The sequence below is a fragment of the Streptosporangium sp. NPDC006013 genome (assembly GCF_040614275.1).
In the GTDB taxonomy this organism is placed as follows: Bacteria; Actinomycetota; Actinomycetes; order Streptosporangiales; family Streptosporangiaceae; genus Streptosporangium.
On sequence record NZ_JBEXUE010000165.1, the window covers coordinates 1 to 19,164 of the forward strand.

At 71.5% G+C, this 19,164-nt stretch carries 18 protein-coding genes and 2 tRNA genes; 14 read left to right on the top strand and 6 right to left on the bottom strand.

Going from position 1 to position 19,164, the window contains the following annotated elements; genetic code table 11:
• Nucleotides 1-73: 73 nt before the first annotated feature.
• The 4 genes from ABZ260_RS24195 to ABZ260_RS24210 all read right to left on the bottom strand — a co-directional run bounded on the left by ABZ260_RS24195 (nucleotide 74) and on the right by ABZ260_RS24210 (nucleotide 2,687).
• Complete coding sequence (locus tag ABZ260_RS24195) at nucleotides 74-1,237, bottom strand: sigma-70 family RNA polymerase sigma factor (protein WP_355621728.1); 1,164 nt, start codon at nucleotides 1,235-1,237, stop codon at nucleotides 74-76.
• 3 nt (nucleotides 1,238-1,240) lie between these two features.
• Complete coding sequence (locus ABZ260_RS24200) at nucleotides 1,241-1,663, bottom strand: YciI family protein (RefSeq protein ID WP_355621686.1); 423 nt, start codon at nucleotides 1,661-1,663, stop codon at nucleotides 1,241-1,243.
• 201 nt (nucleotides 1,664-1,864) lie between these two features.
• On the bottom strand, nucleotides 1,865-2,113 hold the full coding sequence (locus ABZ260_RS24205; RefSeq protein ID WP_355621689.1) for a hypothetical protein: 249 nt from the start codon (nucleotides 2,111-2,113) through the stop codon (nucleotides 1,865-1,867).
• A gap of 259 nt (nucleotides 2,114-2,372) precedes the next feature.
• Entirely contained in the window at nucleotides 2,373-2,687 is a 315-nt protein-coding gene (locus ABZ260_RS24210) for a hypothetical protein (RefSeq protein WP_343964889.1), read from the bottom strand.
• Between the two features lie 55 nt (nucleotides 2,688-2,742).
• Here ABZ260_RS24210 and ABZ260_RS24215 point away from each other — a divergent pair, with 55 nt between their 5' ends.
• Complete coding sequence (locus ABZ260_RS24215; protein ID WP_355621692.1) at nucleotides 2,743-6,063, top strand: BTAD domain-containing putative transcriptional regulator; 3,321 nt, start codon at nucleotides 2,743-2,745, stop codon at nucleotides 6,061-6,063.
• A 126-nt stretch (nucleotides 6,064-6,189) separates the two neighbouring features.
• Here the strand turns inward: ABZ260_RS24215 and ABZ260_RS24220 are convergent, their stop codons facing one another.
• A complete protein-coding gene (locus ABZ260_RS24220) occupies nucleotides 6,190-6,831 on the bottom strand; it encodes a hemerythrin domain-containing protein (RefSeq protein ID WP_355621695.1) in 642 nt (213 codons plus the stop codon).
• Nucleotides 6,832-7,154: 323 nt separating this feature from the next.
• Here ABZ260_RS24220 and ABZ260_RS24225 point away from each other — a divergent pair.
• The 8 genes from ABZ260_RS24225 (at nucleotide 7,155) to ABZ260_RS24260 (ending at nucleotide 12,220) form a co-directional block, all read left to right on the top strand.
• Nucleotides 7,155-7,227, top strand: a tRNA-Thr gene (locus tag ABZ260_RS24225).
• Nucleotides 7,228-7,428: 201 nt separating this feature from the next.
• Nucleotides 7,429-7,502: transfer RNA gene (locus ABZ260_RS24230), tRNA-Met, on the top strand.
• Nucleotides 7,503-7,582: 80 nt separating this feature from the next.
• A complete protein-coding gene (gene rpmG / locus ABZ260_RS24235; RefSeq protein ID WP_030921771.1) occupies nucleotides 7,583-7,747 on the top strand; it encodes a 50S ribosomal protein L33 in 165 nt (54 codons plus the stop codon).
• A gap of 271 nt (nucleotides 7,748-8,018) precedes the next feature.
• Nucleotides 8,019-8,465 carry a MaoC family dehydratase N-terminal domain-containing protein gene (locus tag ABZ260_RS24240; protein ID WP_355621698.1) on the top strand — a complete coding sequence of 149 codons (447 nt, stop codon included), beginning with the start codon at nucleotides 8,019-8,021 and terminating at the stop codon, nucleotides 8,463-8,465.
• 1 nt (nucleotide 8,466) lies between these two features.
• Nucleotides 8,467-8,895, top strand: coding sequence for a MaoC family dehydratase (locus tag ABZ260_RS24245; protein WP_355621701.1), 429 nt, complete (start codon nucleotides 8,467-8,469; stop codon nucleotides 8,893-8,895).
• A 72-nt stretch (nucleotides 8,896-8,967) separates the two neighbouring features.
• Nucleotides 8,968-10,245 carry a hypothetical protein gene (locus tag ABZ260_RS24250; RefSeq protein WP_355621704.1) on the top strand — a complete coding sequence of 426 codons (1,278 nt, stop codon included), beginning with the start codon at nucleotides 8,968-8,970 and terminating at the stop codon, nucleotides 10,243-10,245.
• 36 nt (nucleotides 10,246-10,281) lie between these two features.
• Complete coding sequence (locus ABZ260_RS24255; RefSeq protein ID WP_355621707.1) at nucleotides 10,282-11,319, top strand: UDP-N-acetylmuramate dehydrogenase; 1,038 nt, start codon at nucleotides 10,282-10,284, stop codon at nucleotides 11,317-11,319.
• A 331-nt stretch (nucleotides 11,320-11,650) separates the two neighbouring features.
• Nucleotides 11,651-12,220: a TMEM165/GDT1 family protein gene (locus tag ABZ260_RS24260; RefSeq protein ID WP_355621710.1), complete on the top strand. Its 570-nt coding sequence runs from the start codon at nucleotides 11,651-11,653 to the stop codon at nucleotides 12,218-12,220.
• Nucleotides 12,221-12,251: 31 nt separating this feature from the next.
• Here the strand turns inward: ABZ260_RS24260 and ABZ260_RS24265 are convergent, their stop codons facing one another.
• Nucleotides 12,252-12,488, bottom strand: a complete 237-nt coding sequence (locus tag ABZ260_RS24265) for a glutaredoxin domain-containing protein (RefSeq protein WP_030921755.1) — start codon at nucleotides 12,486-12,488, stop codon at nucleotides 12,252-12,254.
• 127 nt (nucleotides 12,489-12,615) lie between these two features.
• Between ABZ260_RS24265 and ABZ260_RS24270 the strand changes: the two genes are divergently transcribed.
• The 5 genes from ABZ260_RS24270 to ABZ260_RS24290 form a co-directional block, all read left to right on the top strand.
• The gene (locus ABZ260_RS24270) at nucleotides 12,616-14,256 is read left to right on the top strand and encodes an ABC transporter substrate-binding protein (RefSeq protein ID WP_355621714.1); all 1,641 of its coding nucleotides are present in this window, start codon (nucleotides 12,616-12,618) and stop codon (nucleotides 14,254-14,256) included.
• Nucleotides 14,253-16,256 (top strand): alpha/beta fold hydrolase, encoded by a 2,004-nt coding sequence (locus ABZ260_RS24275; RefSeq protein WP_355621717.1) that lies wholly within the window; start codon nucleotides 14,253-14,255, stop codon nucleotides 16,254-16,256. Before ABZ260_RS24270 ends, ABZ260_RS24275 begins: the two co-directional genes overlap by 4 nt.
• On the top strand, nucleotides 16,256-17,218 hold the full coding sequence (locus tag ABZ260_RS24280) for an ABC transporter permease (RefSeq protein ID WP_355621720.1): 963 nt from the start codon (nucleotides 16,256-16,258) through the stop codon (nucleotides 17,216-17,218). Before ABZ260_RS24275 ends, ABZ260_RS24280 begins: the two co-directional genes overlap by 1 nt.
• 75 nt (nucleotides 17,219-17,293) lie before the next feature.
• On the top strand, nucleotides 17,294-18,133 hold the full coding sequence (locus ABZ260_RS24285) for an ABC transporter permease (RefSeq protein WP_350918001.1): 840 nt from the start codon (nucleotides 17,294-17,296) through the stop codon (nucleotides 18,131-18,133).
• A 1-nt stretch (nucleotide 18,134) separates the two neighbouring features.
• A partial coding sequence (locus ABZ260_RS24290; RefSeq protein WP_355621724.1) for an ABC transporter ATP-binding protein occupies nucleotides 18,135-19,164 on the top strand: 1,030 nt, incomplete at its 3' end.

A 19,164-nucleotide genomic window follows, 5' to 3' on the forward strand; every position in this document is an offset into this window, starting at 1 on the left:
CTCACCGTAGTCCTTCGGAAGGGTGAACTTGATGACGTCGTGGTGGGCGTTGAACAGCAGCAGGAACGAGTCGTCAGCGATAGTCGTCGACGGCCGCCCGCAGGTCACCGGCCATCTCCAGCAGGTGGGCCCGGGCGGTGTGGAAGCGGTGGTGTCCCGACAGGCGGTCTTCGAGTTCGCCGAGCATCTCCAGGCCGGTCGCGGGGCCGTGCGCCATGGCGGCGGCGACGGTGCGGTTGAGCGAGACCATCGGGTTGTCGGACATGCGTTCCAGCAGGCCGTACAGGGCCAGGATCTGTGGCCAGTCGGTCTCCTCGGCCGTCGGCGCCTCGTCGTGGACCGCGGCTATCGCCGCCTGGAGCTGGTAGGGGCCGACCGTACCCCTGGTCAGGGTGTCGGTGATGAGCGCGATCCCCTCGGCGACCGCCTTGCCGTCCCACAGGCTCCGGTCCTGCTCCGCCAGCGGGATCGGGGCGCCGTCCGCGCCGGTCCGCGCCGGGCGCCGGGCGTCGGTGAGCAGCATCAGCGCGAGCAGCCCGGCCACCTCGCGGTCGTCGGGGAGCAGGTCGTGAGCCGTCCTGGTCAGCCTGATCGCCTCGCGGGACAGCTCCACGCGCTGCAGGTCGGGGCCGGCGCTGCTGGCGTAGCCCTCGTTGAAGATGAGGTACAGCACGTGCAGCACCGAGCCGAGTCGCCGCGCCCGTTCCTGGGGAGCGGGCATGCCGAAGGGGATGCCGGACGCCTTGATGCGCTGCTTGGCCCGGCTGATCCGCTGCGCCATGGTCGCCTCGGGCACCAGGAAGGCCCTGGCGATCTCGGCGGTGGTCAGGCCGCCGACGGACCGCAGGGTGAGGGCGATCGCCGAGGCGGGGGTCAGCGCGGGGTGACAGCAGAGGAACAGCGTGGTCAGCGTGTCGTCCCGGTCCCTCGCGCGCGCGTCGTCCGCCGGCGGGGCGGTACGCAGCTCGGAGGGCGCCTGCGTGGTCACCAGCTCCTCCCGGCGGCGGCGGGCCTGCTCGTTGCGCACCTGCTCGGTCATCCGGCGGTACGCGACCTGGATGAGCCATCCTCGCGGGTTGGCGGGTACGCCCTCCGCCGGCCACTGGGCGATGGCGTCGAGCAGCGCCTCCTGGACCGCGTCCTCGGCGGCGGCGAAGTCTCCGAAGCGGCGGGTGAGCACGCCGACGACCTGCGGCACCAGCCGGCGCAGCAGGTCGTCGATGGCCGGGCTATTCAGCGGTCACAGCTCCTCGGGCGGGGCCGCCGACATCACCTCGCGTACCTCGATCGGCATGTTCAGCGGCTTGCCGCCGGGGCCGGGCGCGGCCGAGACGTACGCGGCGAGATCGACGGCGCGCTCGGGGCTGTCGCAGTCGACGATCCAGTAGCCGATCAGGAACTCCTTCGTCTCGGGGAACGGGCCGTCCGTGACGACGGCGGCGCCGCCCGCACCGGCCCGGACGATCCTGGCCTGGTCCGGGGCCGCCAGCCCCTGCGCGTCCACGAACTCCCCGGCCTCGGTGAGCTTCCTGTTCGTGTCGTGCATGAACTCGATGTGGGCCCGGACGTCCTCGACGGGCCAGGTGTGCATCGGCGGGACCTCGTCCTTCAGCTGCCCGCTGAACTGCATCAACATCATGTACTTCACGTCTTCGCTCCTCACGTTCGAGCGCCCTCCTCGGCGCTCTCACCCACAGGTAGAAGCAGGCCCGGCCGTTCTCGACATTCTGCCGGACATCCGTGTAGAAAAATCTGCCGGAGTTCACGCGGCACACCCCGGCGAGCCGCTACGGGGTGGGTGTCCAGCGCCGCAGGCGGGGTCCCGGTCCCGCTCATCGCGGCCGGAGGTGGGGAGCGGGCGGGACTACAGGCCCATCTCGCGGGTCAGCAGCCGGCGTGCCTGCTCGATGTCGGCGTGGGTGTAGCCGGGGACGCTCCGGTCGAGCTGCTGGAGGAGGTCCATCAGGGCCTGCTTCTGTGCCAGGTGCTGGACGGGGATCTGGTCAAGGTCCACGTTGATGAGCCAGTCGAACAGCACCACCGCGTCGGCGGTCCACAGGCTCAGCGCGGTCATGTCCGAGGCTGCCATTCTCAGGCCGGGCGTTCCGCTCATGCGAGCAACCTACCCCCATGCCCATATGCGAAATAACCCGCTTTGTCATCTCAATATGCCGGACTTACGGCGGGGCCGGAACTACTACCGAGTAGTGATCGAAAACATTCGAAAATCAATAGAAAGAGATGTTGTATGAGCTTTTTGGCCGTTAGCTTCGCGTGTAGTCGGTAAATGTCCGGATTTGAGCTCGCCCGGCAGTTCCGGCCACCCCGAGGGTCCTGCCCGGGCGGCGGGAGGAGCCCTCCAGGGGAAGATCTCATCGCCCGCTGAGCGCGGCCCACAGGGTTTCGAACTCCTCGGAGGTCAAGGAGTTCAGGCCGAAGTCGCCGGGATAGATCGGGCCCTCGGCCAGGAAGCCGTGCTCGTCCTCGATATGGTTCCACGAGTACGTGCGGGCCACGCCGTCCGAGCCCAGCTCGGCGTGGCGCACGGGCCAGTACTCCCCGCCGCTGTCGATGACGGTCTCGAACAGCCATACGTGGCCGTCGCCGTCCACCCCGTGCCAGTACAGGTGCGGCCGGTCGCTCTCGTCGAGCGCCCGGATCGTTTCCTTACGACGGTCTTGCAGCATTCTGCTCCTAATGTTCACCAAAAGCAGTCCGAGGGCGCTTATCATGCCCTTTGCTATGTTGCGAGTTCTTGGTCCGCTTCAGGCGGAGATCAATGGCCATCCGGTCGACCTCGGCACCTCCCGGCAGCGGGCCGTGGTGGCCAGGCTCGTCGCGGCGGGTGGGCACGTGGTCTCCACCGATCGTTTCATCGATGACCTGTGGCGCGGGCAACCCCCGCCCAAGGCGCTGGCCGCCCTCCAGGTCTACGTGTCCAACCTGCGGCGGGCGCTCGAACCCGGACGGCTGCCGCGCACGCCCGCCACGGTGCTGGTCAGTGCCGCACCCGGTTACCGCCTCCGGCTGGAGCCCGAACGGGTGGACGCCTGGCTGTTCCCCCGCCTGGTCGACGCCGCCGGGGCCGCGCTCGCCGCGGGAGACGGGGCGCGGGCCCTGGAGGCGGTGGACCGGGCACTCGCGCTCTGGCAGGGGCCCGCCTACGCGGAGTTCGCCGACGACGAATGGGCGGAGCCCGAGGCCGTACGGCTGGACGAGTTGCGACTGGTCGCCGTGGAGCACCGGGCGGAGGCGCTGCTGGTGCTCGGCCGCAACGCCGAGATCGAGCTTGAGCAGCACGTCCGAGCCCATCCGCTCAGGGAGAACGCCGTCCGGCTGCTCGCCCTGGCCTACTACCGGGCCGGTCGGCAGGCCGATGCCCTGGCCACGATCAGGAAGGCCCGCGAGACCCTCGCCGACGAGCTGGGGGTGGACCCTGGTCCCGCGCTGCGCGCGCTGGAGGGTGACATCCTGGCCCACGCCGACTCACTGAACCGCCCGGCCACGCCTGCCTCCGGTGCCGATGGGGCCGCCGTGGGGGAGCCGGAGCAGGACGGGCCTGAGCGAGACCTGGACGCGCCGGACCTCGCCACCGCCCCCGTACCCGACCTCGTGGGCCGTACCGAGGAGATGGCGACGCTGCAGGCGGTCGCCGACCGGGGCGGGCTGCGCACGGTCTGGCTGGGCGGAGACCCCGGAGCGGGCAAGAGCGCGCTGGCCGCGGCCTTCGCCAGGCGGCAGGCGGCACGTGGCTGGCTGACCGCGACCGGGCAGTGCCCGGAGACCGAGGGCGGGGCGCCGCCCGCCTGGGCGTGGAGCGAGGTGCTGCGCGCCCTGGCCGCGGACCGGCCGCCCCGAGACGACCTGGCCGCCCGGCTGGCGCCGCTGCTGGACGACGACGCCCCGCCGGCCGGACCGTTCCTACTGGCCCGGGCGGTGGGTGACTACCTGTCCCGGATCGTCGGGCAGGGCACCCGGCTGCTGGTGGTCATGGAGGACGTGCACCGGGCCGACAGCGAGACGCTCCAGCTCCTGCGCCACCTCGCCACGGGCGCCGCCGAGGCCGACATCATGATCGTCGCGACCTACCGGCCCACCGAGGCCGTCGACCACCTGGGGGCGACCTGGGCGGCCCTGGCCGGGCGCGACACCCACCGGCTCGACCTGCACGGGCTCGGCGACGAGGACGTGGCGCTGCTGCTGCGTGAGCGCTCGGGCCGGGAGGTGGACGCGGTGACCGCGCGGACCGTGGCCGAGCGCACCGGCGGCAACCCGCTGTTCGTCTGCGAGACCGCGCGGCTGATCACCACGGACGGCACCTCGGCCGCCCGCGCGCTGCCGCCGGGCGTGCGCGACCTGATCAGGCGCAGGATCGCCCGGCTGCCCGCGGTGGCGCAGAGAACCCTGCGGGACGCGGCCGTCATCGGGCGGGACGTCGACGTCGACGTGCTGCTCGCCCTGGACGGCTCCGACGAGGACGCCGTGCTCGAAGCGCTGGAGGCGGGTGTGCTGACCGGGCTGCTGACCGAGCCCGCGCCGGGCCGGGTGCGCTTCGCCCACGTCCTCGTCAGGGAGACGCTGTACGAGGACACGCCGGGACTGCGCCGGGTTCGCCTGCACGGCAGGGTCGTCGGCGCGCTGGAACGGGTCAGGCCGGGAGAGGTCACCGCGCTGGCCCACCACGCGCTCGCCGCGGCCACCACGGTCTCAGCGGAGCGGGTGGTGTCCTACGCCAGGGCGGCGGCCGAGCAGGCGCGCGGCATGCACTCCTACCGGGAGGCCGGGACGTTCTACCGGGGGGCGCTGCACCTCACCGCCGACGACGCGCTCCGGCTCGACCTGCTCTGCTCGCTGGTGCGGGTCCAGGCGCACGAGGGCAACGTGCTGGCCGCCAGGGAGAACCGCGAGCGGGCCATAGCCCTCGCGCGACGGCTGGGCGACGGTCTGAACCGGGCGCTGACCGCCTACGACGCCCCGGTGACCTGGTCGATCCAGCCGGACAGGAACGTGGACCAGCCACTCGTCGACGCGCTGGTGCAGGCGCTGGACGGGGCCGACGACGAGACCCGCTGCCGGCTGCTGGCCACGCTCGTCTTCGAGCTGGAAGGGCACGACGACGAGCGCTGCCTGGCCTACAGCGCCGAGGCGATCGTGATCGCCCGGCGGCTGGGCCGCAGCGACCTCCTCGGCCTGGCCCTGAACGCCCGCTACTTCGTGCTGCTGACCCCGGACCGCCGTGACGAGCTGGAGGTGCTGGGCCGGGAGCTGGTCGAGCTGGGCGACCGCGACGGGCTGCCCGGGTACGCGATGCAGGGGCACCACGCCCTGTCCATGGTCAGCCTGGGCCGCTGCGACCTGGCCGTGGCCAGGCGGCACGCGGACCGGGCCCTGGAGCACTCCACCACCGGCCAGCTCGGGCTGGCGCTGAGCGTGCTGTCCATGCTCGACACCCTGGTCATGCTGGTCAAGGGCGACTTCGAGGGCGCGGAACGGTCCTACCTGGCGATCGGCGAGCGGATGGTGGCCGCGGGCGGGGCCGTCGCCCACATCATCGGCGCCCTGGGCAGGTTCGTGGCCCGGCTGGCGGGCGGCGTGCCGCAGGACATGGCGGAGCTGCTGACGCTGTACTCCTTCGTTCCCGAGGGGCTGGCGGACATCGTCGTCCGGGCGCTGGTCGCCGAGGGCAGGGTGGATGAGGCACGCGCCTACTGGAGGCCCGACCAGGAGCCCAACCGGGACTACTACTGGCTCATCTGGCAGGGACTGCGCGGGGAGAGCGCGATCGCGCTGGGCGACCGGACGGTGGCCGAACGCTGCTACCGGACGCTGTTGCCCTGGGACGGTGAGCTGGCCGGGATGCACTCCGGGTCGATCACGCTGGGGCCGGTCGCCCTGATCCTGGGCGACCTGGCGGCCTTCCTCGGACACGACGCGAGTACCCACTACGAGCAGGCGGTGCGGGTCGCCGAGCGGGTCGGCTCGCCGCACTGGGCGCGCAGGGCGGCGGAGGCACTCGCGGGGAGTGGGGGCCAGACCCCGGCGGGAGGCCCGAACCGGGCGTAGGCGGCCCGCTCGGGGCGGGAGCGGGCACACCGGGCCCGGCACCGGATCACACACGGATCCGTGGGCATGATCCGGATCATGCCGCGCGGGCGGACGCTCCGGGACGGCATGGCGGTGCGGCCCGGATCAGAGGTCGGCGAGGGGGCCGAAGACGAGCCGCTGACGGCGCCGGTGGCCGCGCCGGAACAGGGAGATCATCAGCGTCAGCATGGGACCGGCGAGCTTGCGCAGCCGGGCCAGCTCGTCGGGCCTGGCGTACTGCTCGATCCTCGGCAGATCGAGCTTGACGTTCCCGCCCTTGCGTACCGCCGTCTCGACCATCTCCCAGTCGGCGACGGACACGTACTGCTTGATGATCGGGAAGAGTAGCCGCTCCTCTTCGGTGATGTGCTCGTCGAGCATGTCGGCCAGCCGGGTGAGGGACTTGGCGAGTGCGGAGGCGTCGCCGGTCGAGGCGAACGCGGCGGCCTGGCCGTTGATCTCGGCCAGCAGCGGGTCGAGGTCGGCGTGGTCGTCACTGAGGTCGCGCAGGTCCAGCTCGACTCCGGCGGACCGTTCGAGGACGGGCCAGAGCACCTCGTCCTCCATCGTGTGGTGATGGTGGATGCCCTGGTTCAGGGTCGTGATGAATTCGGCGATGGCGCGGGCGCGCGCCGGATCGGTCACCTGCCGTCCCTCGGTCAGCTGGGCCGTGAGGTCGGCGAGGCGGCGGGTGTCGGCGCGCATGGCGCGGTGGGTGATCTGGAATCCCAGCAGTTCCGGGGTCATCTCGGAGGCTCCTTAGGCGGTGCGGGCGCTTACCCGACCACGATGCGGCAGCCCTCTTATGAGCTACTTGGCAGCTACTTGGTAGTGCGATCAGCCCCGACGCGGCGGACTTGGCGAGGGCGCGCCTCCGCCGCCGCCCGGTGCCCGTCGTGGCGGCCGCCGGGGGCTCCCGGGCGGCGGCCGGATCCGGGGCGCCGGCGGCGGTTTGAGGGGATCCCCGGGGGAGGACGTGTGGTGATCCGGACGGTCCTCGATTGATTTCGCATCCCGCTCCGGAGCCGTGTATGGTTACACCTGTCCGCAAGCGAGAGCGACACGGACAGGCCCCTTTAGCTCAGTCGGCAGAGCGTCTCCATGGTAAGGAGAAGGTCTACGGTTCGATTCCGTAAAGGGGCTCAACAGCCTAAAAGCCCTGACCTCCGGGTTGGGGCTTTCGGCTTGGTCGGCCTTTAGGCCGGCCAGAAAACACTCAAGGTTCCCGACGCGTGAACGGGCATACTGGGGTAACCCAGAAGAGGTCGCCCTGACCTGCACAAGTACGTAGGCACTCTGCGGGTCGGGTATCCTTGCGAGGTCGGTCGATTCCATCGGCCTCAAGGCGGAGTAGCTCAGTCAGGCAGAGCAAACGGCTCATAATCGTTGTGTCGCCGGTTCAAGTCCGGCCTCCGCTACTACCCACCCGGGTCCCCTCCCGCAAGAGGGGCTCTGTCGTGGGTTGTCCACTGTCCCGAACGTAGAAAGGCACTCCCAAGTGGCTGCCACCGACGTTAGGCCGAAGATCACGCTGGCCTGCCAGGAGTGCAAGCACCGCAACTACATCACGCGGAAGAACCGGCGCAACGACCCGGATCGGCTTGAGCTGAAGAAGTACTGCCCGAACTGCAAGACGCACCAGGCGCACCGCGAGACTCGCTAGTCCGCGAAGCCTCCCGCTCCGGTGGGAGATGAGTGTCTGATGGGCACGCACATACTCCACGAAAACCGGCGTCCTCAGGCGGGCGCCGGTTTGTCGTATCCGCACAGTTTTTCCGCTCGGGTGTTGACCGCGGCGGACAGGCGGGGCCGTAGTGGCTTCGGGCTACGGTTTCGGGGTGGCCCCGAGGGCACACCCTGGAATCTTGTTCTGTTACTGTCGGCCTGACCCACCGGTTCCGGCCTCGCCGGCTCGGTATCCGCAAAGGAGCACGATGGCCTTGAACCGTGACTTCGTCGGGCGGGCGTCCGCGCCCTCCTCGCCGTACGAGGTCAGCCGTGTGAAGATCAAAGAGTTCGCCGCCGCGATCGGCGACGACAACCCGATCTACCGGGACCGGGAGGCCGCCCAGGCGGCCGGGCACCCCGACGTGATCGCCCCGCCGACCTTCCCCATCGTGTTCGGCCTGGCCGGGGGGTCGATCCTGACCGACCCCGAGCTCGGCCTGAACTTCGCCATGGTGGTCCACGGCGAGCAGCGTTTCGAGTACCGGCGGCCGATCCACGCCGGGGACGAGCTGGTCAGCGTCTCCACCGTGACCGACATCCGCAGCGCCGGCCGCAACGGGCTGATCACCGTCAGGAGCGAGGTCAGCACCGTCGACGGCGAGTCCGTGTGCACGACCTACAGCACCATCGTCGAGCGTGGAGGGGCGGGCTGAGATGGCCGCGACTGTCAAGTACGACGAGGTCGAGGCGGGTCAGGAGATCCCGCCCGCCGAATACTCGGTGCGCCGCGCCAGCCTGGTGATGTACGCCGGGGCGTCCGGCGACTTCAACCCCATCCACTGGAACGAGCGCTTCGCCAAGACCGTCGGGCTGCCGGACGTCATCGCCCACGGCATGTTCACCATGGCCCAGGGCGGACGGTTCGTCACCGACTGGGCGGGAGACCCGGGCGCGGTCGTCGACTACGGGGTGCGGTTCTCCTCCATGGTCGTCGTCCCGGATGACGACCAGGGCGCCGTGATCACGGTGAGCGGGCTCATCGAGGAGAAGCTTGAGGACAAGCGCGTGGTGGTCGTCCTGACCGCCAGGTCCAACGACTCCCGGGTCCTGTCCAAGGCCCGCGCGGTGGTCCAGCTGTCGTAGTGGTCGCCGGGCGAGGGCATGCTCGCGGGCCGGGGCCGAATCTTCTCCCGGTCCGTGGGTAGCGTCCCCAGCATGAGCGAAGTACCACCTGACGTGACCAACCTGGCCGAGCGGTGGGCCAGGGCGCGAGCCGAGCACGACCATGCCATGGCCGACGCGCTCCGCGACGAGATCAGAGCTGAGGGCTGGCTCGTCCAGGACACCGCGGTCGGCTTCGAGCTCATCCCCGTACCCCCCTTCGAGGCGTGGCCCACGCTCCGTTCCCTGCCCGAGGACGCCTCGGCTGCCGGGAGGCGCGAGGGTTCCCCAGCGGCCGGGCGGGACGGTTCCGGTGCGCGGCCGGGTACCTCCGCGGACACCGGCACCGAAGACGCAGCCCGCGGGCGGGACGGATCCGCCGATGCCGGACAGGTCGCCGAGGCCGCGGATCCGGGGCGTCACCCCGGGCGGCTCGGAGCCCTGGACGCGGAGCGGGTCGCCGGGACCGAGGCGGCACCCCGGCCGAGGCCCGAGGGCTCCGAGCTGGTCGGCCGGTCGGACGATCTCCACGGTCATCCCGAGTGGATGGTCTCCTCCCAGTTGCTCTGGGACGCCAGCCTGTCGGTCTCCCGGCTCGACGAGACCATCGTCGCCCCCGCCGAGGTCGAGGAGCCGAGGGCCGCGCACTCGACGGTGACCGTCGCGCTGCTGGTCGACGGCCGGCCAGAAGAGCTGCGCGAGTGCGTACGCGCCCTGGTCGCCCGTACGGAGGCCAGGATCCTCGCCCTCGACCTGGGGAACCTGGACGGAGCCGGAGCCGTCCTGCAGGAGCTGGTGCGGGAGTTCCCCCATCGGGTGGAGGCATGGCATGTGGCCGAGCTCCCGCACTGGAGGGGCGGCTCCGCCGGATGGGGGGAGAGCCGTGACAAGCTACTCCGTCTCGACACCTCTGACGTGCACGTCGTCATGGACACCTCGATGATCCTGGAAGGCGACGCCATCACCCCGCTGGTCAAGGCGCTGGACGACGACGTCACCGCGGCGGGCTGGAAGGGCGTGAACCCTCGCGAGGACGGTCAGGAGTGGCTGGAGGCCGAGCCAGGCGAGGTCCGGGCACTGCTCGGCCACCTGATCGCGGTCAGGCGCGACACGGTGCTCGCCGCGGGCGGCTTCCCCACCGAGGCCCGTTACTACCGCAACGCCGACCTGGAGTTCTCGCTCGGGCTCCCCGGCATCCTGGTCGGCCTGGGCAAGGACCTCCCGGTCCATCAGGAGCGGCACCGCGGTCAGGACGACGTCGACCCCGAATATCGCGACAGGGAGTCGCGGCGGACCTACGACCGGGTGCTGAGGCTGCTGCGCTCCCCGTAGGCTGGTCGCGGATTTCTGCCGGGTGTGGGGAAGCGTATGACGGAGCGGGTGGCAGGGGTACGGCTGGCGCCGTACACGACGCTTGGGCTGGGCGGAGCGGCCAGGGCGTTCGTGGAGGCCGGGTCGGCCGAGGAGATCGTCGAGCTGGTGGCCGAGGCCGACCGGGCGGGCGAGCCGGTGCTCGTGCTCGGCGGCGGCAGCAACCTGGTCGTCTCCGACGAGGGGTTCGACGGCCTGGTCGTGCGTGTCGCCTCCCAGGGCGTCGAGATCGACGGGGACCGGGTCATCGCGCAGGCGGGCGAGGACTGGGACTCACTGGTCGAGCGCGTGGGGGCGGAGGGCCGCTCGGGAGTGGAGTGCCTGTCCGGCATCCCCGGGCTGGTCGGGTCCACACCGATCCAGAACGTCGGCGCCTACGGGCAGGACGTCTCCCAGACGATCATCGCTGTCCGGGTCTACGACCGCCGGAGCGGCGAGGTGCGGGACCTGACCGCGCGGGAGTGCGGGTTCGCCTACCGGCACAGCGCGTTCAAGGAGGAACTCGGGCGGCACGTAGTGCTCGCGGTCACCTACGAGCTGGCCGGCGACGCGCTGTCCGGTCCGATCGCCTACCGGGAGCTGGCGGTCCGGCTGGGTGTCGCGCTGGGCGATCGGGTACCGCTGGCGCGGGCTCGCGCGGCGGTGCTGGAGTTGCGCGCGGGCAAGGGCATGGTCCTGGACGCGGCCGACCCGGACACCCGCAGCGCGGGGTCGTTCTTCACCAACCCGATCCTGACCGGCGGACAGGCCGCCGAGCTGGAACTGCGGGCGCCGGGGTTCCCCCGCTGGGACATGCCGGACGGGGCGGTCAAGGTCCCGGCGGCATGGTTGATCGAGAACGCCGGGTTCCCGAAGGGATACCGGCGCGGCCCGGCACGCATCTCCACCAAGCACACCCTTGCAATGACAAATCCGGAAATGTCGGCCTCGACCGAGGAGCTTCTCGACCTCGCCCGCGAGGTCAGGGACGGGGTCTTCGAGAAATTCGGCGTCACCCTCGTCAACGAGCCCGTGATGGTCGGCACTCGCCTCTGAGCTCTGAGGAGCCGGATCGCCAGGGGGCCGGCCTGCGAGGGCGTCGGTCTCCGGGGCAGCGGCAGGACCTGGGAATGAGCATTCTGCCCCGGCTGCTATGGTCTGATGGAAACACCCGAAGGGGAGTAGTCCCAATCGCGTGATCGACATACTGGCGCCCCAGGGCGCCCGGTCGCGCGGGCCTCGGATTCGGCCGTTCTCTCACGGCTCCGGGGCGGACGAGACCTTCGGCCTGGTAGGCAATCATCGATGCCGCCGGGCCGAAGTCGTGCCCGAAACTCCCCGGGTGCCCCCTTCAGCCCGGCCGCACGCGCGGGAAGGGCACCCTCCATTGGAAGCGTTCTGGATCAGTCTTGTTGTGATCTTCGTCGCGGAGTTGGGCGACAAGAGCCAGCTCATGGCCATGACCTTCGCCACCCGGTTCAAGCCGTGGCCGGTCCTCGCCGGAATCACCCTGGCCACCGCGGTGGTCCACCTGCTCAGTGTCGGTCTCGGCGGGCTGGCCGGTGACCTCCTCCCCACCACGGCGATCACGATCATCGCCGGAATCGCCTTCCTCGGCTTCGCCCTGTGGACGCTGCGCGGGGACGAGCTGACGGACGAGGAGGCCCAGAAGGCGCAGCGCACCACCCGATCGGCGATCATCGCCGTAACCGTCGCCTTCTTCCTCGCCGAGCTGGGCGACAAGACCATGCTCGCCACCATCACCCTCGCCACCCAGCACGGCTGGTTCGGCACCTGGATCGGCTCGACCGTCGGCATGGTCGCTGCCGACGCCCTGGCCATCCTGGTCGGACGGATGCTCGGCAAGCACCTGCCGGAGAAGATCATCAGGTACGGCGCCGCCGCCGCGTTCGCCCTCTTCGGCGTGATCCTGCTGCTCGAACCCCTGCTGGCCTGACCGTGCCCCTCCCCGACGGAGCGGCGACCGGTCAGGCCAGCCGGGCTTCGATCTCCCGCACGCTGGGATTGACCAGAGCGGATCCGTCGGGGAGGAGCACGGTGGGGATCAGCCAGGAGCCGCCGCCGAGGTCGGTGATGAGCTCGATCGCGCCGGGCGTCCGGTCGACGTCCACCTCGACGAAGGGGATCTCCGCGCGGGTGAGCGCGGCCTTCAGCCGGTGGCAGTGACCGCACCACGGAGCGCTGTAGACGGTGAGGGAGGACATGGATTCCCTATTCGAAAGGTGGGTTTGACGTGAACGACGACCAGTGAATATTCTCACTAGCCAAGTGGATGTTAATGGTAGACACAGCAGCTGAGCGGGCTGGCTGGTCGCACGAAAGTGGGTCCCTGTGACCGAGCTCCCCGACGTCGCTCTCACCCGACGGTCCCTGCTGAGATCCATCGCCATCGTGAGCGGCCTGGCCGCCGTCCCCGGCCTCGCCGCGGCCTGCGGGTCGCCCGAACCGGTGGCCGGGGGCTCGGCTGGGGCGGCGAAGTCCCTTGACATCCTCAAGGTCGCGCTGCCCTCCTCCCTCGGCTCGCTCGATGCGAGCAAGGAGGCGGGCATCATGAACTACGTCGTCGCGCTCCTGTGCCAGGAGGCGCTCGTCGGGGTGGGGCGCGACGGCAGCCTCCAGCCATCGCTCGCCGAGTCCTGGACCAGGAAGGACGCGACGACCTATGTCTACGCCATCCGCCAGGGCGTGACCTTCTCCGACGGGACGCCGCTGACCGCGGACGACGTCGTGGCCAGCCTCGACCTGCACGCGCGAAAGGGCTCCACCTCGGCCTTCGCGTACGCGTACGCCAACGTGAAGAAGATCGACGCGAGCGGGCCGGCCGAGGTCACGATCACGCTGAAGCGGCCCGACGCCTCGTTCGCCTGGACGCCCTCGCCGGGCACCCTCATGGTCACGAGCAGGAAGTTCATCGAGGTCTCCGGCGACGGCATCGGCACTCCCACCGCGAAGATCCTGGGCACGGGCCCGTACCGGGTGACGGAGTTCGCCCCCGACTCGCACGTGACGCTGGAGCGCAACGACGCCTGGTGGGGAGGCAAGGCCCCGTACCGCCGGATTGAAATCGACTTCGTTCCCGAGGAGTCGACCAGGCTCCTCGCCATGCGCGGCGGGTCCGTCGACGTGGCGCTGAACGTGCCCGCCGAGCAGATCGACCAGTGGAAGGGGCTGCCCGGTGTCGAGGTGAAGGCGGCGAGTGATCGCTCCCTCGTCACGCTCGCCTTCAACACCGCCAAGAAGCCGTGGGACGACGTCCACGTCCGCAGGGCGGTCGCCCACGCCGTCGACAGGGAGGGAATCCTCCGCAGCGTGCTGCGCGGTCACGGCAGGGTGGCCACCACGCTCACCGACCCCGCCCAGTGGGGCGGCGTGCTCGGTGCGGCGGAGGTGGAGAACCTGTACGCGAGCATTCCGCAGTACGGGTTCGACCTGGCCAAGGCACGTGCCGAACTGGCCGCCTCCTCGGTGCCCGGCGGCTTCGCCGACGTGCTGACCTACCCGAACAGCGGGCCGCAACTCGGCAGGGCCGCACTGACCCTCGCCGAGAACCTCAAGGGCATCGGCATCACCCTTGAGGTCAAGGAGGTCCCGCTGGAGCAGTGGATCGCCGAGCTCGGCAAGCACGCCTCCGGCGTCTACCTGGGCTGGTACTTCGCCACCACGGGCGACCCCGCGGAGTACATCCAGCAGCTCCTGAACGGCGCCGCCACCGGTGTGAACGGCACGAACATCGCCGAATACGCCAATGCCGAGGTGACCGGGCTGCTCGACGAGGCGAAGACCGGAACCGACGACACGGCACGCGGCAGGCTTCTCGGGGAGGCGCTGGTCAAGGCCGCGGGTGACGTCCCGTACCAGCCGCTCTGGTGGGGAGAGGCGGCGACGGCGTTCGGCCCCGGCGTGGGGACCGGCGAGTTCGGGCCCTACTTCTTCGTCGGTCCCTGGGCCACCGAGATCACCACCCGCTCATGACCGCGGCGCTGGAGGCGTACGCCGCACTCGCCGGTCTGCGCGTGCCCGAAGCCGTGGTGCTGGATCCGGAGGGGGCCCGCGTCGCCTGCGTTCTTCCGCGCCCGGACGGCCGTCCCGTCGCACACGTACTCGACCTGTCCGGAGCCGAGGGCGGGAGCCGAGGACCGGTCCCGGTGCCCGTTCCCGTGGCGGGCACGGGGACGGAATGGCACGCGTTGACGCGGTGGCTGCCGGACGGGAGGCTGCTGCTCGCCGCCGGTGACGGCCCTGACCTCGACCACGTCGAGGTCCGTTCACCCGGCGATCCGGTCCCCGCCTGGCGGGTCCGGGTGGGAGGGGAGATCGAGGACCTCGTCCCCGGTGGTGACGGTACCGTGCTCGTGCGGTTCGCCGACCCCGGCAGCGAGCGCGACGGCAGCCACCTCGGCCTCCGGGTCCGCGACGAGACCGATCCCTTCGTCCGCACGCCGGGCGACAGGCGCAGGCGGCTCGCGTGGGCACGGGTGGGCGACGGGGAGCTGCGGCCGGTGCCGCTGCGCGGCCTGACCGTGTGGGACGCCGATTGGCGGGACGGCGTCGTACTGGCCGTCACCTCGGCCGACGAGACGCCCGCCGGGTACTACCGGCCCGCCCTCGACCTGGTCGATCCCGAGAGTGGTGAACCCCGGACCCTGCTGCGCACCTCCTGGCAGCTCAGCCGCCCCCGGCTGGCGCCCGGCGGGCGTACCGCCGTCGTGGTCGAGGGGCTCTCCATCGTCTCCGGGCGGATCATCCGCGTCGACCTCGTCACCGGGGAGGCGACGCCACTGGCCGCCGTCGACGACGTCACCGATCTGGGCTGGCTGGACGAGGACACCCTGTGGTTCGCCGGGTGGTCGGGTACCGGCACGCACGGCGGTACCCTGACCGCCGACGGCCGCCCGCTGACCCGCTGGACCTCCTGGGGAACCCTGGGCGGGCGCGACGGGCAACCGTCACTCTCGGTGGATCGCACCGGTGCGCTCGCCGTCGCCGTATGGGAGACGGCCGAATGCCCCCCAGAGGTGGCGGTCGCCCAGGTGGCCAAGGGCGACTGGCGCCAGGTCACCGATCTCAACGCCGCGCTGGCGCCGCTCGCCGTGCACCAGGAGGAGGTCTCCTGGACCGGCCAGGACGGCCTCGCCGTCCAAGGTCTCCTGCTGCGGAGGTCGCCGATCTCACCCGCCGTCACCGTCGATCCCGCCGTTTCCCCGAACCTCTCCCCGTCCAGCGGTCCCGCCGGCCCCACGGGAACCGGCGGGACCGGGGCGGGACCGTCGCCGCTGGTGGTGATCGTGCATGGAGGGCCGACCTGGCTGTGGTCCACCGCCTTCGCGCCGGCCGAGTCCGGCGGGCTCGCCGCCGCGCTCGCGCACGCGGGGGCGGCCGTACTGCTGCCGAACCCGCGCGGGAGCAGCGGGCGCGGCCAGGAGTACGCGCGCCGGGTCATCGGGCGATTCGGCGAGGACGACTTGGGCGACGTCCTCGCGGGTGTGGACCACCTCGTCGCGGCCGGAGTCGCGGACCCGGAGCGGATGGCGGTCATGGGGCTCAGCTACGGCGGCTACCTGAGCGCGTGGGCGGTGACCCGAACCGGCCGGTTCCGGGCAGCCGTGGTGATGTCCGGGGTGAGCGACTGGCTCAGCTTCGCCACCGCGAGCAACCTCGGTGGCGGCTTCGACCTCCTCTACCACCGAGGGGCCGACCCCGCCACGCCCCAGGGCAGGGAGTTTCTCGCCGCCCGCTCGCCGGTGTGCCACGCGGCCGGGGTCACCACACCGACGCTGATCCTGCACGGGGCCGAGGATCGCACCACCCCCGTCGGGCAGGCGGAGCAGCTCTATCGTGCCTGGTCCGCGGCCGGCGTCCGGACCCAGCTGGTCGTCTACCCTCGGGAGGGCCACGAGCTGACGGAGGGAGCGCACCGCGGGGACGCGGCGGAGCGCGTGGTCGCGTGGCTGACCGGGAACGGGGTGCTCTGATGGCGGGGCGTGACCGGGTTCTCTTCCTGCTGCGCAGGTTCGCGGGCACCGTCGTCGTCGTCGCGTTGCTGTCGGTCGGCATATTCGGTCTGCTCTATCTCGCCCCCGGCTCGGTCCAGCAGACCCTGCTGGGCACCCGCCCCGCCACCCCGGAGACCATCGCGGCGATCCAGGCCCGCTACCACCTCGACGAGCCGCTGCCCGCGCAGTACCTGCGCTGGCTCGGCGGCGTCCTCCACGGCGACCTCGGGACCTCGGTCAGGACCGGGATGCCGGTCGCCGACATGATCGGCCAGCGGCTGCCGCTCACCCTGGCGCTCGTCGGGTACGGTGCGCTGCTCGCCCTGCTCGTGGGGGTTCCGCTGGGCGTGGTCGGGGCGCTGCGGCGGGGCCGGGCCGCCGATCGCCTCGTCGTCACCGCCGGTGTGGTGGGGTTGAGCGCCCCGCCCTTCGCGGTCGGGCTGCTGTTGCTCGTGGTGTTCGCCGCGGGGCTCGGCTGGTTTCCCGTGTACGGGACGGGCGAGGGCCTGGCCGACCAGGCGTGGCACCTCACGCTGCCCGCGGTCGCGCTGGCCGTCGGCGCCGTGGGCATGTTCGTCCGCTTCAGCAGGGCGGCGCTCATCCGCGAGCTTGACCAGGACTACGTGGTCTTCGCCCGCGCGCGTGGCCTGGGCGGCGCGGCCGTCCTCGGATACGCGCTGCGCAACTCGCTGGTCCCCATCCTCACCGCGGCCGGGCTCATCGTGACCGGCATGCTGGCCGGGACCGTGCTGGTCGAGGTGACGTTCGCGCTTCCCGGTCTCGGATCGCTGCTCGTCGACTCGGTCACCTTCAAGGACGTCCCGGCCGTCCAGGCGCTCGGGCTGCTGTTCACCCTGCTCATCGTCGCGGTCAACCTGCTGGTGGACATCGGCTACTCGGTGGCCGACCCCCGGGTCCGGTTCGGCGGGAGGACATCGTGAGCCCCACGGGCGGGCACGCTGTCGTGTCGGGTGGGAGGCTGCCGTGATTCGCTGTATCTCGCCTGAGGGGGCACCGTGAGAGGCCGTTTTCCGGCGGTCGCGCGGCGCCGTCCCCAGGTGGCCGTGGCCGGCGCGCTGGCCGTCCTGCTCGCCGTGGCCGTGGCCGCGGTGCTCTCGCCCTGGCTGGTGCCCGGCGCGACCGACCAGGACCTCGTGCTCGGCATCACCGGCCCCGCGCCAGGCCATCCGCTCGGCACCGACGACCTTGGCCGCGACGTGCTGGAACTACTCGTCGCGGGAGCCCGTACGGCCGTTCCCGGCGCGCTGTGCGTCGCCGCCGGGTCGATGCTGATCGGCAACCTCATCGGGTTGCCCGCCGGATACTTCGGCGGCTGGGCCGACGCGCTGGCCATGCGCTGGGCGGACCTGATGTTCTCCCTGCCCGCCCTGCTGGTGGCGATCGTCGTCGCCGGGGTACTGGGCGGAGGGTACGGCCTGGCGGTCGCCGTGCTCGTCGTGCTGTTCGCCCCCACCGACACGAGGGTGGTGCGCGGGGCCGTGCTCGAACAGCGGCACCGCCCCTACGTCGAGGCGGCACTGCTCAAGAACCTCTCCGCGTGGCGGATCATGACGAGGCAGATCTGGCCCAACATCGCCTCGGTCACGCTGGCCAACGGGTTTCTCAACTTCGCCTACGCCCTGGTGTCCCTGGCCTCGCTGTCCTTCCTCGGCCTGGGGGTGCCCGCGGGCTCGCCCGACTGGGGGCGCACCCTGGCGGACAATCGGGCCCAACTGCTCGTCAACCCCTGGGCAGTGGTCGCCCCCGGCCTCGCCATCATCCTCACGGCCGCCGCGCTGAACATCGTCGGTGACTGGCTCCACGAACGCGTCGATCGCCGGGGAAGGGCACGTTGAGATGAAGGAGTCCACCGGAACCGGGGCGACCGCCGAGCCCGCGATCCGGGTCGAGGGAATCAAGGTCCGGCAACCCTCCACCGGGCGGACCCTCCTGTCGGAGGTGTCGTTCGAGGTAGCGGCCGGAGAGTCGGTCGCCATCGTGGGGGAGTCGGGTTCGGGCAAGTCCCTCACGGTCCGTGCGATGCTCGGCCTGCTGCCTCAGGGGCTGGAGGCCACGGGGCGGGTGCGCATCGCGGGCGAGCGGGTGGACGACGACCCGCGTGCCCGGCGGCGGCAGCGCGGCGGCGTGGTCTCCCTCCTCATGCAGGACCCGTTCACCCTGCTCAACCCGTTGCGCCGGGCCGGGCGCCAGATCGCCGACGGGTTGCCGAAGGGCGCGGACGCGGCCGTCGAGGTGCCGCGGCTGCTGGCGGAGGTGGGTCTGCCGGCGAATGTCGCGGGGCGCTACCCCTTCCAGCTGTCCGGCGGCATGCGCCAGCGGATCGGGCTGGCCGCCGCGCTGGCCGGAGGGCCGCAGGTGCTGGTCGCCGACGAGCCGACGACCGCGCTCGACGCCACCACCCAGCGCGAGGTCCTTTCCCTCATCCGGCGTGTCCAGCGCGAACGGGACATGGCGTTCGTCCTCATCACCCACGACCTGCGCCTGGCCTTCTCCACCTGTGACCGGGTCATGGTGATGTACGCGGGACGGGTCATGGAGACCGGCCGTGCGGCGGCCGTGCGGCATGAGCAGTTCCACCCGTACACCAGGGCGCTGCTGGCGGCCGAGCCGCCCGCGGACCGGCGGCTCGCGGTGATCCCCTCAGTGCCGGGGGCCGTCCCCGCGCACGACGCGGCGGCAGGGCGGTGCGGGTTCGCCGACCGGTGCTCGCTGGCCGTGCCGGAGTGCCGCGCGGGAGTGCCGGAGCCACGTCCGGTACGCGTGTCGGGGCGCGGTGATCGTGTGCACCTCCAGCACCTCGGGGATGGCCGCGAGTTGCACGGCGACCGGGTCGTGCCCGCTGACCTGGCGGATCTGCAGGGTCACG

Coding starts and splice junctions, on each gene's coding strand:
- ABZ260_RS24205 (WP_355621689.1), bottom strand. CDS start 2,113: ATGAGCGGAACGCCCGGCCTGAGAATGGCAGCCTCGGACATGACCGCG.
- ABZ260_RS24210 (WP_343964889.1), bottom strand. CDS start 2,687: ATGCTGCAAGACCGTCGTAAGGAAACGATCCGGGCGCTCGACGAGAGC.
- ABZ260_RS24215 (WP_355621692.1), top strand. CDS start 2,743: ATGTTGCGAGTTCTTGGTCCGCTTCAGGCGGAGATCAATGGCCATCCG.
- ABZ260_RS24220 (WP_355621695.1), bottom strand. CDS start 6,831: ATGACCCCGGAACTGCTGGGATTCCAGATCACCCACCGCGCCATGCGC.
- ABZ260_RS24240 (WP_355621698.1), top strand. CDS start 8,019: ATGGCCTTGAACCGTGACTTCGTCGGGCGGGCGTCCGCGCCCTCCTCG.
- ABZ260_RS24245 (WP_355621701.1), top strand. CDS start 8,467: ATGGCCGCGACTGTCAAGTACGACGAGGTCGAGGCGGGTCAGGAGATC.
- ABZ260_RS24250 (WP_355621704.1), top strand. CDS start 8,968: ATGAGCGAAGTACCACCTGACGTGACCAACCTGGCCGAGCGGTGGGCC.
- ABZ260_RS24255 (WP_355621707.1), top strand. CDS start 10,282: ATGACGGAGCGGGTGGCAGGGGTACGGCTGGCGCCGTACACGACGCTT.
- ABZ260_RS24265 (WP_030921755.1), bottom strand. CDS start 12,488: ATGTCCTCCCTCACCGTCTACAGCGCTCCGTGGTGCGGTCACTGCCAC.
- ABZ260_RS24275 (WP_355621717.1), top strand. CDS start 14,253: ATGACCGCGGCGCTGGAGGCGTACGCCGCACTCGCCGGTCTGCGCGTG.
- ABZ260_RS24280 (WP_355621720.1), top strand. CDS start 16,256: ATGGCGGGGCGTGACCGGGTTCTCTTCCTGCTGCGCAGGTTCGCGGGC.